Annotated in this window: 21 protein-coding genes; 12 read left to right on the top strand and 9 right to left on the bottom strand. The window is 44.4% G+C overall.

Annotated elements, in window-relative coordinates:
- Positions 1 to 71: 71 nt before the first annotated feature.
- The 12 genes from B3N34_RS07370 to B3N34_RS07425 all read left to right on the top strand — a co-directional run bounded on the left by B3N34_RS07370 (position 72) and on the right by B3N34_RS07425 (position 8528).
- Positions 72 to 266: a DUF2281 domain-containing protein gene (locus B3N34_RS07370; protein ID WP_286976344.1), complete on the top strand. Its 195-nt coding sequence runs from the start codon at positions 72 to 74 to the stop codon at positions 264 to 266.
- A gap of 309 nt (positions 267 to 575) precedes the next feature.
- Positions 576 to 1688, top strand: a complete 1113-nt coding sequence (locus tag B3N34_RS07375) for a DegT/DnrJ/EryC1/StrS family aminotransferase (RefSeq protein WP_349679703.1) — start codon at positions 576 to 578, stop codon at positions 1686 to 1688.
- A gap of 97 nt (positions 1689 to 1785) precedes the next feature.
- Positions 1786 to 2424 (top strand): acetyltransferase, encoded by a 639-nt coding sequence (locus B3N34_RS07380; RefSeq protein ID WP_286976347.1) that lies wholly within the window; start codon positions 1786 to 1788, stop codon positions 2422 to 2424.
- Positions 2425 to 2505: 81 nt separating this feature from the next.
- Positions 2506 to 3513, top strand: coding sequence for a 3-oxoacyl-ACP synthase III family protein (locus B3N34_RS07385; protein WP_286976349.1), 1008 nt, complete (start codon positions 2506 to 2508; stop codon positions 3511 to 3513).
- Positions 3514 to 3536: 23 nt separating this feature from the next.
- Positions 3537 to 3776, top strand: coding sequence for an acyl carrier protein (locus B3N34_RS07390; RefSeq protein WP_286976353.1), 240 nt, complete (start codon positions 3537 to 3539; stop codon positions 3774 to 3776).
- Positions 3773 to 4540: an SDR family NAD(P)-dependent oxidoreductase gene (locus tag B3N34_RS07395; RefSeq protein ID WP_286976356.1), complete on the top strand. Its 768-nt coding sequence runs from the start codon at positions 3773 to 3775 to the stop codon at positions 4538 to 4540. The genes B3N34_RS07390 and B3N34_RS07395 overlap by 4 nt, the downstream gene beginning before the upstream one ends.
- A 70-nt stretch (positions 4541 to 4610) precedes the next feature.
- The gene (locus B3N34_RS07400; protein WP_286976357.1) at positions 4611 to 5282 is read left to right on the top strand and encodes a sugar transferase; all 672 of its coding nucleotides are present in this window, start codon (positions 4611 to 4613) and stop codon (positions 5280 to 5282) included.
- Positions 5283 to 5447: 165 nt separating this feature from the next.
- Complete coding sequence (locus B3N34_RS07405) at positions 5448 to 5585, top strand: hypothetical protein (RefSeq protein WP_286976360.1); 138 nt, start codon at positions 5448 to 5450, stop codon at positions 5583 to 5585.
- A 412-nt stretch (positions 5586 to 5997) separates the two neighbouring features.
- Positions 5998 to 6192, top strand: a complete 195-nt coding sequence (locus B3N34_RS07410) for a hypothetical protein (RefSeq protein ID WP_286976363.1) — start codon at positions 5998 to 6000, stop codon at positions 6190 to 6192.
- A 231-nt stretch (positions 6193 to 6423) separates the two neighbouring features.
- Complete coding sequence (locus B3N34_RS07415; protein ID WP_286976366.1) at positions 6424 to 6867, top strand: toxin-antitoxin system HicB family antitoxin; 444 nt, start codon at positions 6424 to 6426, stop codon at positions 6865 to 6867.
- 74 nt (positions 6868 to 6941) lie between these two features.
- Positions 6942 to 7346 (top strand): helix-turn-helix domain-containing protein, encoded by a 405-nt coding sequence (locus B3N34_RS07420; protein WP_286976368.1) that lies wholly within the window; start codon positions 6942 to 6944, stop codon positions 7344 to 7346.
- Between the two features lie 417 nt (positions 7347 to 7763).
- Positions 7764 to 8528 (top strand): type IV toxin-antitoxin system AbiEi family antitoxin domain-containing protein, encoded by a 765-nt coding sequence (locus B3N34_RS07425; RefSeq protein ID WP_286976371.1) that lies wholly within the window; start codon positions 7764 to 7766, stop codon positions 8526 to 8528.
- A 259-nt stretch (positions 8529 to 8787) separates the two neighbouring features.
- Here B3N34_RS07425 and B3N34_RS07430 read toward each other — a convergent pair whose 3' ends face one another.
- The 9 genes from B3N34_RS07430 to B3N34_RS07470 all read right to left on the bottom strand — a co-directional run bounded on the left by B3N34_RS07430 (position 8788) and on the right by B3N34_RS07470 (position 13677).
- On the bottom strand, positions 8788 to 9405 hold the full coding sequence (locus B3N34_RS07430; RefSeq protein WP_286976373.1) for an NYN domain-containing protein: 618 nt from the start codon (positions 9403 to 9405) through the stop codon (positions 8788 to 8790).
- A gap of 277 nt (positions 9406 to 9682) precedes the next feature.
- On the bottom strand, positions 9683 to 9898 hold the full coding sequence (locus tag B3N34_RS07435; protein WP_286976375.1) for a DUF433 domain-containing protein: 216 nt from the start codon (positions 9896 to 9898) through the stop codon (positions 9683 to 9685).
- 96 nt (positions 9899 to 9994) lie between these two features.
- Positions 9995 to 10531 (bottom strand): glycoside hydrolase family 108 protein, encoded by a 537-nt coding sequence (locus B3N34_RS07440; protein ID WP_286976376.1) that lies wholly within the window; start codon positions 10529 to 10531, stop codon positions 9995 to 9997.
- A 128-nt stretch (positions 10532 to 10659) separates the two neighbouring features.
- Positions 10660 to 10812: a YvrJ family protein gene (locus B3N34_RS07445; RefSeq protein ID WP_286976378.1), complete on the bottom strand. Its 153-nt coding sequence runs from the start codon at positions 10810 to 10812 to the stop codon at positions 10660 to 10662.
- A 252-nt stretch (positions 10813 to 11064) separates the two neighbouring features.
- Complete coding sequence (locus B3N34_RS07450; protein WP_286976380.1) at positions 11065 to 11280, bottom strand: DUF2922 domain-containing protein; 216 nt, start codon at positions 11278 to 11280, stop codon at positions 11065 to 11067.
- Between the two features lie 36 nt (positions 11281 to 11316).
- Positions 11317 to 11532: a DUF1659 domain-containing protein gene (locus B3N34_RS07455; RefSeq protein WP_286976381.1), complete on the bottom strand. Its 216-nt coding sequence runs from the start codon at positions 11530 to 11532 to the stop codon at positions 11317 to 11319.
- Between the two features lie 225 nt (positions 11533 to 11757).
- A complete protein-coding gene (locus B3N34_RS07460) occupies positions 11758 to 12318 on the bottom strand; it encodes a hypothetical protein (RefSeq protein ID WP_286976384.1) in 561 nt (186 codons plus the stop codon).
- A gap of 2 nt (positions 12319 to 12320) precedes the next feature.
- A complete protein-coding gene (locus tag B3N34_RS07465) occupies positions 12321 to 13268 on the bottom strand; it encodes a helix-turn-helix domain-containing protein (protein ID WP_286976385.1) in 948 nt (315 codons plus the stop codon).
- 106 nt (positions 13269 to 13374) lie between these two features.
- A complete protein-coding gene (locus B3N34_RS07470; RefSeq protein WP_286976387.1) occupies positions 13375 to 13677 on the bottom strand; it encodes a helix-turn-helix domain-containing protein in 303 nt (100 codons plus the stop codon).
- Positions 13678 to 13962: the final 285 nt, after the last annotated feature.

Here is a 13962-nt window from a genome sequence, read left to right on the forward strand (position 1 = left end):
GGTAGACCCCAAATACGACAAAATATAATAACAAAACTATGAATCACATAAAATAGAGAAGGTGAAGTTAGATGAATAGGAGAGAAATGCTTATCCGTGAAACGGAGGGTTTAACGGCATCGGACCTTCAGGAGGTTTTAGATTTTGTCCGTTTCTTAAAGACTAAGTCATTAAAGAAACGATCGGAAACGCTCACGTTTAGCGAATCCAGTTTGCGGAAAGATTGGCTCAGGCCGGAGGAAGATGAAGCTTGGCAAGATTTGTAAAAGGTGATGTCGTAGTAGTTCCGTTTCCCTTCCGTAACCAGCGACAATTTTGGGGGCTTTGTATTATAAATCCTAGTAGGATTTATAATATTAACATGTTAGATTGAAATTCAAGATTAATGATGCGATACAATTTGGCTTCGGCTATACCCAGAAGAAGGGTATAACAACACAATCGAAAAATCCAAATCCAAAGTTATTGAAATTCTTTCCTCAATTTTACAAGGAAGGAAGAAGATGAACCTCAAATCTCTCCAAAATGTTATACTCTTTTTAGTAAACTGGTATCATAAAAATGGAGGGATAAATTTGCCGAAAAAGATATGGCTTTCGTCGCCCCACATGAGCGGTGAAGGCTACGAATTGCAATACGTGAACGAAGCCTTTGACACCAACTGGATCGCCCCCCTGGGGCCAAACGTGGACGCCTTCGAGAAGGAGCTTGCAGCCTGGGTCGGCGCAAAGCACGCCGCGGCGCTTTCTTCAGGGACTGCCGCCATTCACATGGCGCTGAAGGCCGCGGGAGTGGAAAAAGACGACCTAGTTTTTTGCCAATCCCTGACTTTTTCGGCCACGGCCAACCCAATCGTGTATCAAAACGCGACCCCCGTGTTCATTGACAGCGACTTTAAGACCTGGAATATGGACCCCCAGGCCCTGGAGGACGCCTTCAAGAAATACCCCAATCCAAAGGCGGTCATACTGACTCATCTTTACGGCCTGTCCGCAGACTTAGACCCGATCATTAGGATATGTCAGGACAATAACGTCCCATTAATAGAAGACGCCGCCGAAAGCCTGGGCACGAAGTACAAGGGCAAATACACGGGCACCTTTGGCAAATACGGCGTGTTTTCCTTCAACGGCAACAAGATCATCACGACGTCGGGCGGAGGGATGCTCGTCTCAAGTGACGAAGAACGAATAGCCAAAGTCAGATTTTGGTCCACGCAAGCCAGGGACAAGGCACGACACTACGAACACAGCGAACTTGGCTACAACTACAGGATGAGTAACGTATTAGCAGGCATCGGCCGTGGTCAGCTAAAGGTTTTGGAACGCCGGTTAGCGCAAAAAAGGCACATCTTTGAATTCTACAAAGAAAACTTGAGCCACCTTGAAGGACTGGAAATGATGCCCGTAAACGACTGGAACGAACCCAACTTTTGGCTGAGCTGCATCACCTTGTCCGGCAAAGTCAAGCCCTTAAAAATACTTGAGGCCTTGGAGCGGGAAAACATCGAATCAAGGCCCATATGGAAGCCCATGCATATGCAGCCCTTTTACAGGGATTGTGACTTTTTGGGAAGCGGCGTATCCCAAAAGATCTTCGAACACGGCTTATGTTTGCCAAGCGATACGAAAATGACGGATGACGACCTAAACAGGATATGTGAAATAATTAAAGGGGTTTGGAGATGAGATGGCGGGTTTCTCTAGCAATAATTTTTTTGAAGGAGATGAGGTTATAGTAGTAGCTTTCAATAACAATAGGAACAATAGGGAAGGAGAAATTTAGGTGCAAAAGCTGTATATTATTGGTGCAGGAGGATTTGGAAGAGAAGTGCTAGGATGGGCCAGGCAATGTCCCTTATATGGAAGTGAATGGATTATTGGTGGATTTATAGATGATAACAATAGATTAATAGGGAAACAAATTCACGGAGTCGAAGTAGTGTCTAATCTAGAAGATTACTACATTAGTGGTAAGGAAGTTTTTATTTGTGCTATCGGGGATCCCGAAATTAAGAAAAAAATATGTGGCAGTATATTAAATAAAGGTGGAAAGTTTATAAATATTATCCACCCATCTGTGGTATTAGGCCATAATGTTCAAATAGGATCTGGGGTAATTCTCTGTCCAAATGTTGTTATTACCTGTGATATAACTATTTCTAACTTTGTAACCATAAATATAGGGACAACTATCGGGCACGATTCCTATATTGGTTCATGGGTGACAATTAGCCCAGGTTGCAATGTAAGTGGAGGAGTAGTACTTAAAGAGGGTTCATTTTTAGGGTCAAATGTTACAATACTACCAAAAGCTCAGGTAGGAGCGTATTCAACAGTTGGCGCAGGTAGCACTGTTCTAAAAAAAGTTGCTGATAGAACAATAGTTTTTGGAAATCCTGCATCAGAAATAATGAAGAGGTAAATCCTTCTTGTAAAACTATAAGTGATAAAATAATGTACCTCAATTCTTTGTCTTAATTTTACGAGCAAAGGAGTGCATAAAATGCAAATCACCCATATCTCGTATCTCTTGCCCGAAAAAACCTTGACCAACGACGACCTGGCCATAGAATACGAGTCCAACTGGAACAGCAAAAAGATATACAAGAAGACCGGAATTAAAAGCAGACATATAACGGCGACGGAAACTACATCTCAGCTGGCCGTACAGGCTGCAGAAAAGCTGTTTTCCGAGTCAGGTTTTCCTAAAGACAAGATAGATTTCCTACTTCTTTGCACCCAAAGCCCGGATTACTTTCTTCCAACGACTGCCTGTATTGTCCAAGATATATTGGGTCTTCCTACGAGCTGTGGAGCCTTTGACTTTAACCTCGGTTGTTCCGGATTCGTATATGGCCTTGCCATTACAAAGGGCCTCATAGCAGGGGGCATGGCAAAAAACGTACTGCTTCTTACCGTCGAAACTTACACCAAATACATACATCCTAAGGATAAAAGCGTAAGGACCATATTTGGCGACGGTGCAGCGGCAACCTTAATAACGCACGAAGAAGGCGACCCTTGCAAGATAGGGGAGTTCGTATTTGGCACCGACGGCAAGGGGGCAACTAACCTCATCGTCCCGGCCGGTGCGATGGCCATGCCTAAAAGTGAGGAAACTGCAAAGGAGAGGGTAGACGAGCAGGGAAACGTTCGTTCCTTAAACAACCTATACATGAATGGTCCTGAAATATTTAACTTTACCTTAGACATTGTTCCAGATACGGTAAAATCCCTGCTTGCAAGGGCGAAACTATCCATGGATGACATAGATTTATTCGTCTTTCACCAGGCAAACAAGTTCATGCTCGACAGCTTAAGGGATAAAATAGGCATCCCTGATGAAAAGTTTTACCTGAACATGGAAGACAAGGGAAACACGGTAAGCGCAACCATACCCATCGCAATGAAAGACGCCTTAGACGAAGGAAGGATCAGGCGTGGGGATAAATTGATGCTCGTTGGATTTGGCGTAGGATACTCCTGGGCAGGATGCATAGTTGAATGGTAATTTACTCAAAGAGGTGATTTAAATTGGACCTTAAAGACAAATTGTCCTTGATAGCTCAAGCACTGGACGCGGAACCTGAGGCATTAAAACCTGAGACTAAACTTGAAGAGCTTGAAGAGTGGGACTCCTTGGCAGTGGTTTCGGTGATAGCCATGCTCGACAAACATTTTTCTGTTAGGCTAAAGCCTAACGACATAAAGTCCCTTGTCACTGTGGAAGACATACTTGCCCACATGAAGGAAAAAGAGGCTGAAAAAAGTTGACGATAAATCCCATGTCCCTTTCGGGAAAGAACATAATAGTCACGGGAGCTTCATCCGGGATAGGGCTTGCCACCTCACATCTAATTTGCACCCTCGGCGGCAATGTAGCGATGGTCTCTAGAAACAAAGAGAAACTGAGCGTAGCTCAAAGGGAAATGCCTGAAGAATCATCGAAGGCCTTTTCCTTTGACCTTCGAAATACGGATAAAATACCTGATTTAGTAAGCCTCATACTAGCCGAAGTTGGTCCTATTGGAGGCCTTGTCCATTGTGCCGGAGATTTTGCCGTTAGGCCATTACGGTCCTTTGATCCCAAAGAATACAGAGACCTTTACGACCTGCACGTAACGGCCTTTTTCATGCTTTCTAAGGCAGTTTGCACGAAGAAAAACGTCGATCCGACAGGTGCTTCTATCGTTGCCGTCTCATCCGTAACTGCAATATCGGGCCTGGAAGGCTCATCTACCTATTCTTCTGTTAAGGGTGCCTTGATCTCCGCCGTTCGCTCGCTTGCGGCAGAATACGCTACAAAGAAGATACGTTTTAACTGCGTATGTCCCGGATGGGTCAATACTCCTATGCTCGATAGGATAAAAGCCCTTTACCCTGATCTTGAGTCCTTTGACTTGGCCATAACGAAAAGACACCTTTTAGGCTTGGGTCAGCCCGAAGATGTCTCAAACAGCATATGTTTTTTACTGAGCGATGCGGCACGCTGGATCACAGGGACGAGCATCGTGCTGGATGGGGGTTATTCGTTGTGATGGGGGTTTACAGATAGTATAGGAAATGGTCTAAACAAATCGTATGAGATTGAAGGAGCGTGCAATTAAGATGCCTGGCGAGGCAGATATAAAGCTTCAATCCTACAATATTCGTAAAAATGGCGGACTTTACAGACGTTATTTCAAAAGACTTTTGGATTTTGTTCTCTCGCTGATGGCCATTATCATATTAAGTCCGATTTTGTTACTCATCGCTTTGCTCGTTAGGATAAAGCTTGGAAGTCCTGTTATATTCAAACAGCAAAGGCCGGGCATGAACGAAAAGATATTTACCCTATATAAGTTTCGTACCATGACTGACGAAAGAGACGAAAAGGGAGAATTGCTGCCCGACGAAATGAGGCTGACAGATTTTGGCAAGTTCCTGCGGGCATCGTCTTTGGATGAATTGCCTGAGCTTTTTAACATCCTAAAAGGAGATATGTCAATTGTGGGGCCCAGGCCGTTGCTGATAGAATATCTTCCCCTATATAATGCACATCAAAGGCGACGTCACGAAGTAAGGCCGGGGCTAACAGGTTGGGCGCAAGTAAACGGCCGTAACGCCATAAGTTGGGAAGAGAAATTTAACTACGATGTCGAATACGTTAATAAAATAAGTTTTTTATTAGATGTGAAGATTATTCTGTTAACTATTCTGAAAATAATCAAGAAGGAAGGAATTAACCAACCAGGAGAGGCAACTATGAAACCATTTAGGGGATCAACAGAAGAACACTAGCATGAAATATTATTTTAAATTAAAGTGAGGGATCAAGCATGCTTGTTCATGAACCTCGAGGGTCTGATCTTGAATCTTGAATTTTTAGTTGCACGTTTCAAAAGTATTGACTCTGTACTCTAAAATTTAAAATTTAATTTAAAGATGATCATGGTGGAATTCAGTGTGCCCGTCGGTCTTGAGTTTTTCGGCCTTGCCGATTTTCTGGAAGACATCATGGGTCTTCCTGTTGATCTTACGACCCCTGACAGCATAAAACGGAACAGGAAAAAGTACGCTATGGAAGACATTTGTTATGTCTAGAAAAGACTGAAAGCTTGAGACTTTGGGCGAAGCCGCACAACATGTACCTGATGACGTAAAAGCTCGTCACAAAGATGTTCTTTATTAAAAAGGCGACCCCAATATTTCCCGAACAGCAGCTCATGGAATCCTCGAGGGTCGGATCTTTAATCTTGAATTTTTCGTTGAATCCCTTGAAAAGCAACAAAGGGGTTTTTGAATATACTGAAAGTCAAAATATAATACCGATGTTTTGTAATTTACCAATAACGTAGCAAATCAATTTCTTATCGGTATAGAGAATTTTGGCCATATTCATCATATTTTACACTTCTTAAATTTTTCACTAGTTGCATAGTCCTCGTTTGCATATAATCATTACCGAAAGGCGGAGATTGCAGAACTAATAAATGACATCACGTCAGGCCAGAACGTGATCGTCTTTTCCCCGAGGCGTTACGGGAAGACCTCGTTGACCCTTGAGGTCTTAGGCCGCCTTAAGGCCGAAGGTTTGCTTACTTTTTACTTAGATTTGTTTAAGGTGATGTCGCAAGAGACGTTTATCGCAGCCTACGCCAAGGAAGTAGCGCGCCTTCACGGCGAACAATTTGACGGAGCGCAGAATTAGGACGGACCTGCTGACTGTAATCCGTTAAAAAGGGTGAATATAGCCCGGACCCGCTTTGCAGTTCCCTGGCTACTTTTCAAGGGATTTTCATCCCAGTGGAGACTTGGTCATCGTACGGCATAAAAATAAAGTTAAACATTGGTATTTAAGAAATATCTGTAAGGCGTTGAAATACATCCAGGAAATAGAAGAGATGAAGAAGGACAAATGAGACATATTGAGGTGATAGGTTTGAAAAAGGATTTAGAATATTACATGAAGTTAAATTACCCCCTTGAAGTCACGCAAGTTTCCCAAGAGGAAGGGGGTGGATTTATCATAACCATTCCTGCCTTGGGTTGGGCATCGATGAATGCGTATGGCGAAACTTTTGAGGAGGCCTTGGCGCTGCTGAACGAGATAAAACGGGAATCCTTTGCGCGCTGGCTAAATGAGGGGCTGCCTATACCTGAGCCTGCAGAAGAAACGGAAGAAGAGTACAGCGGCCGTTTTGTCCTTCGAATTCCAAAATTTCTGCACCGCATGCTGGCCGAAAGGGCCGAGCGTGAGAACGTAAGCCTTAATAGTTTAATTAATTCATTGCTTACGCTTGCGCTGTCCGAGTCCAATGCAGTGGATAAAGTAAAAGACATAATTAAGGCTGCTTTCAAAGATTACTTTCGCGAGGCCATCTAAACTAGCAGTTACCGTTATCGGGGCTTAGACAAATAAAATACTATCAGATTTAAAGATTAAAGGGTGATAAATATATGGCAAAAGTAGGGAGCAGGTTCAAAAAAATTTTTGAAGAGGCGCAGCAACACCCAGCCTACCGGATGGAGGATTTGAGGCTGCAATTTCTTGAAGGGATTAGCGCAATAATGGAAAGTCAGGGAATTACGCAAAAGGAACTTGCGGATAGAATGGGGGTTTCTGAAGCTTATATAAGCAGGGTCTTCAATGACAACGTCGAAAAGAATTTTACCCTTAACACTCTTGTAGAGCTCAGTAAAGCCGTGAATGCAGAGATAAAAATTATCGTAACTCCCAAAAAAGCAAAGGGGTCTGATTTGCTTTATCAAGACGAATCCAAGCTTGATGCCGTAGCCGAAGCCGTGCTTGACGCTATCTCCAAAGACGAGGTATTTAAAATATTAAGGTCTACTGATGTGTAACCGTGCTGTTGCCTTTAAATTTTAAAAGCGCCCCATGAAGTTGCCCGCTATAGGCGCTGATTTTGGCAACAAACGTTATTTGGTTAGATTTAATATTTACATTTAAAAATAGGGTGACAATTCGAGGTAATTAGGTTAAAATAATAGCAGACGGAGGTGTGGCTCATGGTAGGTCATTCTGTAAGAGGAATTGACCCAACCTTAAAATGCCGCCTCCGTCTTTTTATATAAACCCATCGGTGTCAGCCAGCCAAAAATTCATCCCCGAGATCATCGCATCCCGATATATCGTGTGTTAGATTATTAAAGTATATTTCAAGATTAAAGATCCGACCCCAAATATTTTCATTTATAGTATATAATAGTTGCTTTTTTAATAATATTGTACTAAAATTAAAACAACGGAGGCGGTCGAACATGAAGTACTATAAACCGTTGTTGAGGGAAGGTTGTTTTACCCGGTATAATGTCGTTAAAATGTCAGGTAATCAAAACACTGCAAGCAGCATCATACGAAACTATTTAAAGAAAGGTTACATACAAAGCGTAAAAAGAAATCTGTATGTGGCTGTGAATTTAATAGATGATGAGCCGGTTGTGAACCGATATGTTATAGCCAGCAGTCTGACTGATAGAGCATATATATCGCATCATACTGCGTTAGAGTATTACGGATACGCCAATCAAGTTTTTTATGATGTTTATGTATCATCTGAAAAAAGATTTCATGACTTTGAGTTTGGGGGATTTACCTATAGATACGTAATGCCACGCCTGGATATTGGGGTCGTTAAAAAGCCCGATGGCGTTAAAGTGACCGATTTGGAGCGCACAATAATAGACAGCGTCAATGATCTTGAGAGGATCGGGGGGTTAGAGGAACTGTTGCGTTGCCTCGAGATCATACCTTACGTCGATGAAGCAAAATTACTTATGTATTTAAAGTGCTACAACAAACAAATCTTATTTCAAAAAGCAGGATACATCTTGGAACATTTTAAAGATTCCCTTAAATTATCTGACGACTTTTTCAAAACCTGTGCGACCATGATAGCAAAAAGCGTGCGCTACCTCTATCGCGGCTTAGATAAAGAAAATGCTACGTATAATAAAAGGTGGAGGCTTATCGTGCCAACGAGTCTAATAGCCATCATATCAGAAGGGGTCGGCGAATTTGCCTGATTACGATAGAAGCAAACTTGCACAATGGGCACGGGAATTGGGTTTTGTCCGTGACTCACTGAAAAAGGTTCTTCGTTTATCTGATGTGCTAGTATTGGATTTTGAGGACATTTGGTAATGGCGGGAAAAAGAACCTCGAGGGCCTACCGTTTATTTAGTGGTTTTATAATGGTAGACCTCAAATATTTTTACGACCCTAAATATCTTCACGGATGACTTTGAGTTAGTAAATCTAGACATAGCGTCGTTAAAGAGAAAATCATGGTTTCGGACAGTAATTTCCTGGGTCAATGCAACTATCATACTCAGTTTTTCTGAATGGGATCCAATCTGTTTTTTCGATTCCACGTTTCATAGACGGATTATAAGGGTAAGCTGAAGCTATCTTGATCCATCGATTTTTTTCTCGTGCCACATCACGAAGTTCTTCCGCAACTTCCGCAAAATCACCATCCTGACTGAAAAGGACTGCAACGTCATATTTGCCTAGTCGTGCCATACGAATCAGGTCCAGGGCTATTTTGATATCAATACCTTTCTCCCTGGCAACTTCACGTCCATCTTCCGTTCTGCTGTATTTTAAATAACGGGTTGTTACAGTAACCCGTGGGTCTTTTCTATAAACATTGAGCTTATTAGTCCAAAACGTGAACCAAGTTCGGTTTTTGGTGGGTTCATGGATTCCCGTGTAAATATAGATCCTTTTAATTTCCCAGTCGTGATATTGTCGTTGAACCATATAAGATAGTTTAATAGGATCGAAATTTGGGCAAGGATAGTCCCAAGCTTTTTTGACTGCGTGAAATAAGTTTTGACAGTCGAAGAAGGTATAAAGACGTTTACATTCAGGTTCTGGCACATAGAATTGAGCGGACAAAAAATAACCCCCTTTGGATTTAGCGTTGAGGGCTTTCCTCAACATCCGCCGGGGGAGAAAACCTTACTCGCACAGGCCTCAGCCTGCAATTATTAGCTTAACATTGTTTTCTCTCATGTCAAGCGCTGATTTTTTTATAATCGTTGAAGATGCCCTTGATATTTGTTTGTACCAAATCATCATAATGCATTCCATATACTTTTACTTGAAAGATATTATACTATACGCATTAAAAATGTCCACTCAATTTGCTGCCATGTAATTTCAAGCCGTCATTTCAAGGGTCTATCATTATAAAGGAGTTGGCAAAACGGATACAAGCAAAAATATCCTCCTTGGTCAAACAGGGATAATAATTTTTTATAATTTCATCTGGTGTAACTCCATCTCCCAAAAGTTCCAAAACCAGATGAATCGGGATTCTAGTGCCCTCGATAACCGGTTTTCCAAAACATATTTCAGGATCGACGACGATCCGATCCGCCCAACCCAAGGCCTACCGCTTATATATTGGTCGTATAAACGGCAGGCCCCAAAGCCAACAAGTGCGGCTAAATAAATTTCTTCATCATTATATATATCATATATATCATCCCACAGCGCAGCTCCAAAGCCGGGCAAGGCGGTTGAGCCAGCCGTGCAGGAAGACCCGCCTGTCGGGGTTTCGTGCGACGATGTCGTTGTAGTATCTCGCGCGCTGCCAAAGCAGGGCGGATAAAATTTTGGTCGCAGGTAGCGCATGCTCCCAGGCGGCATGCATGGTCTTTTGCCCAAAGATGCCGTCTACGGACAGGTCTTCGCCAAGCATGTTTAGCGCTTCCTGCAGGAACTTCACGCCCTGCCTGACTCCGCAGTTGACGCACCCGTCGAATAAGGCTAAATCTACGGGGCGGGGGATGTGGTCGCATCCTGCGGGCTTCCAGTAAAATTTNNCGTATATCTCAAGCGCTTGCTCTTTTGTAAGGTTTATTACGTCCTCGGGAAGCCCGGCGTCTTTTAGCCTCGCTCGGGCCAAGGCGAGGGTAGCGGCAGTGATGCCAAACTTTGTCCTGCCGCCGGGGTCTTTCGGGTTGTCTACGAACCCTCCTTCGACCTTCAAAATATAGTCTGCAACGCTTTCTCTCATGATATCTCCTTTCGTTATATTAATCTATATTTATGCGCCGCCATCGGCGCTTACGTTTTTTTCAATTACGGTCAAAAAACTTGCAAAAACGCCTCGAAAGTCTGCAAAATTTCAAATTAGACCTGCAATTACACCTTGCCGAAGTATTTTGCCACGCCCTTTTCGAGGTTGTTTATCGCTATTGCCAGCTCGTCGAGACGCTTTTCCATGCGGATCAGCAGGTAAGCCGCCACCGCTATGGAAAAGGTCGTCTGAAGAGTGGACGTCAGAAATTCCTCCAAAAATTTTCCCTCCCTTCGCTTAAATTACAGGAGCTTAAAGCCCTTGCGAGCACCTCCCAAGAAGCCCCTGGCTTTCGCCATGTCTGCCTCACATTATGTAAGGCCCGCTAGCCCGCCCGCAAACTGCAAACGCAGCGCACTGTGCCGGCAAACCGCCCCGGGGCTTTAATATTCACCTTACAAAACCCCTAAAAAGCCCCAAATCTTTCCGTCAAAAGGCCGCCTTTAAGAGCGGCCTTTTGTCATCTATATCTACACCAGCTGAGTGGTGTCGGTCTCTATGAGCTCGGCCTTTACGATCCCCGTCGGGGGAATGCCGAATATGCTGTTGTCAACTATTGTCTGCATGACCATTTCCACTTCTTCAGGAAGCAGCCCTTCCTTTACGTCGGACAAAGATAAAGTCCACGGCCCGTCTTCCGTCTCAAAAGTCATCCTAAGCCTTCTGGTCATTTTCGGCTCCAACATGTATCACCTCCTTTTCGTCATAATTTGTTGAATCGCCTAACCGATCCTATCGGTATCGACCTTCTGCGCTTCGACTAGATTGTAGGGTAAAAGCCCGGCGATCGCCTGCGCCACCGTCAACACGTCGGTAGCGTCAGCGGAGTAATCAACGCCTGCGATGGATTTGCTCTTTAGCTTGGGCTTTCCCCATTCGTCTGCTCCTACCTGAAGCCTCAGGGTCAGACGGCTTGCTATCGGTTGATAAGCTGCCATATCTTTTCCTCCTTTCTTTTCGTGATGTACCTACTATAAAGGAGGCCCTGCAATTTCACAATACGCATAGCTAAAGGAATATTATAAATTTTTTAGGCCATCTAAGTCGCCGAAGCGCCGAACGGGGAAACACCAAAGTCCTCCTGCAAGATCAAACACATCAATCCAACGGAGCAGTCAAAAACTTCATACAACATATTCGACCCGCCGACGCACAGGCGAAACCTAAATGACCCTGCGAAGCCCCCGCGCCTGCCCTGCCGGCACCTCGAGCGTCATCCTTGCTATGTCCTCGGGCCCAGCCTTGTAGGGCAGTCCTCTGTTTCCCATTAAATAGGGCTTTACGTCGTCGGCGTCGACGTTTATCTTGAGGGCAAAGACATACCAGTAGATAAAATCCTTCATCGGCCATCTTTTCTTTTCTTTGACGGCCCAGGCGACGTGCGCCCAGCCGCCCATCCGCTCGATGGCGTAGTGGATGCGGTAGTCGGCGAATTTAACGGGTCCCTCGGCGCCCGTCCTTCGGATGGCCTCCAAAACGTCGCACCAGGCCATCGTCGCCTGATCTTCCTCCGTGCCGTAGACGGCCTTGAACACCTCGGCAGGAGCGGGAAAGAAGCTCCCCCAGCGAATGTGCCTTCTGACGCCCTCGGCAAAGCTTTCAAGGGATAATCCCCTGCAGGCCTCGAAGAAAAGCTCCGCCCGCTTTTTTGACAACCTGGTCCCGTAAAGCTCGGCAACCTCCTTAAGTAAGCCGAAAAAGCCCTCGAAATCCCTGCTTTCCATGGCTAGGCCGCCTCCCTCGATTTTATATTGGATTTTATATTGAAAATCAGATCACGAACGTATTTTTGATCTTCCTCCGTCAAGTCTGCGACCTTCATTCTTTGTTCCACGATCTGCTCCCAAGTTCCGCCCCTTTCAAAGAAGCCTTCCTTTACCTTTCGGATGTTTTGTGATAGCAATATCCAGAGGACGCCCGGCCTCCAGTTAGCATCGTTATCCCCCGACAAAAAGGGGCTTTTGGCGATGCCGTCGAAGTAGTCGTCCCACCCCCGGGCGGTATAAAGCTCGTTGTGCACTAAGGCGGCAACCCTCATCCACATACAGTTTGCTTCGTCTAGTGTGAGAGGATTTTGGTCGGGAAAGTGCCGCTTAAAGGACTCGACCACTTCTTCATAGGGAGGATGTTTCATCTCCCGCTCTAAGGGGGCCGTATTTTGATTTTTATAAAAAGAAGGTGAAGGGGGTTCGCTGGCTCTTCCCGGATAGAGGGCAGGCCTCTGAAAATCATGGGGTTTTTCTGCAACTGCATCGCACTGCGGAAGTTCCCCTGAATCTTGTTCTTTAGATCTAGTTATATTAGATATAGTTATGTGGCCGTCCTGCGACCCGGGGTGGGTTTTTTGGAGACCCCCCTCTGCGCTTGTGGAGACCCGGGTGCGGTTTTCTCGCGGCAGGAGGGTGTATAGATTGCTTCGCTGTTTGCCGTCGAGTACCCTGCTGTCCACCCTCAGGTAATTTAACCCTTTTAGGTTGTCCAGCGATTTGCGAAGGCGGGAGCGGGCGCATCCCACCAGGGCGGCGAGGGTGTTTTGGCTGGGGAAGCACTTTCCCTCTCTGTCGGCGAATTTGCAAAGCGCCACGTATGTCATCTTGTCAAAGACGTCTAGATTTTTATCGGTGATTACACAGAAGTCTACCATCACAAAAGCGCCATTTTTAGATGAGCTCATTAGAAATACCTCCATATATGTGTTTTAGCGTTTAATTTTCAAAAAAAGTAGCGTGAGATGTTTCTCACGCTACCTAAAACCGCCGGGCCACGCCCGGACCATGCTTTTAGGACTTTTCGCCCTCCTTGCCTTTCTTCTTTTCATCATCCTCCTTCTTGTCTTTTTTCGATTTCTTATCTTTGGATGAAAACTTATCGAATATGTCGCTGATGCTTATGTCATACTTCAACACGCGGCACAACCTGAGCATAAGAGCAAGAGAAGGAATACGAAGCCCGTTTTCGATACGGGAAAGCTGGCCTTGAGAAATATGAGCATAGCGACATACATCGGCCTGGGCAAGGTTAAGCTCCTTTCGCCTTCGCCTCACCAAATCACCGATGACCTCGCTCAAAATTTCGAACTCCATGAGCCCACCTCCTTTCCGATTATTTTGTCCTCTCGATTGGACTTTTAATTGTGTTAGCGCGCACAAGAAAAATACTTACCACAGGTTGGACAAAAATGCAACCCCAAATTGAAATATAAATTACATAATTCCTTCCAGGAATATTTAGTTATTACATAAATAATAAGTCTTATTAATATTCGACCATTAGCGTAAAAAACAAAAAAAGAAAAAAAGTACCAAGGGAGGGAATTTAAAGATCACCACTTGACAGGCGAATTTATGAGTAGTATTTTTACTCATAAA

Origin of the sequence: Acetomicrobium sp. UBA5826, assembly GCF_002433005.1 — a bacterium.
Lineage (GTDB): Bacteria > Synergistota > Synergistia > Synergistales > Acetomicrobiaceae > Acetomicrobium.

Coding starts and splice junctions, on each gene's coding strand:
- B3N34_RS07370 (WP_286976344.1), top strand. CDS start 72: ATGAATAGGAGAGAAATGCTTATCCGTGAAACGGAGGGTTTAACGGCA.
- B3N34_RS07385 (WP_286976349.1), top strand. CDS start 2,506: ATGCAAATCACCCATATCTCGTATCTCTTGCCCGAAAAAACCTTGACC.
- B3N34_RS07400 (WP_286976357.1), top strand. CDS start 4,611: ATGCCTGGCGAGGCAGATATAAAGCTTCAATCCTACAATATTCGTAAA.
- B3N34_RS07420 (WP_286976368.1), top strand. CDS start 6,942: ATGGCAAAAGTAGGGAGCAGGTTCAAAAAAATTTTTGAAGAGGCGCAG.
- B3N34_RS07425 (WP_286976371.1), top strand. CDS start 7,764: ATGAAGTACTATAAACCGTTGTTGAGGGAAGGTTGTTTTACCCGGTAT.
- B3N34_RS07450 (WP_286976380.1), bottom strand. CDS start 11,280: ATGTTGGAGCCGAAAATGACCAGAAGGCTTAGGATGACTTTTGAGACG.
- B3N34_RS07455 (WP_286976381.1), bottom strand. CDS start 11,532: ATGGCAGCTTATCAACCGATAGCAAGCCGTCTGACCCTGAGGCTTCAG.
- B3N34_RS07460 (WP_286976384.1), bottom strand. CDS start 12,318: ATGGAAAGCAGGGATTTCGAGGGCTTTTTCGGCTTACTTAAGGAGGTT.
- B3N34_RS07465 (WP_286976385.1), bottom strand. CDS start 13,268: ATGAGCTCATCTAAAAATGGCGCTTTTGTGATGGTAGACTTCTGTGTA.
- B3N34_RS07470 (WP_286976387.1), bottom strand. CDS start 13,677: ATGGAGTTCGAAATTTTGAGCGAGGTCATCGGTGATTTGGTGAGGCGA.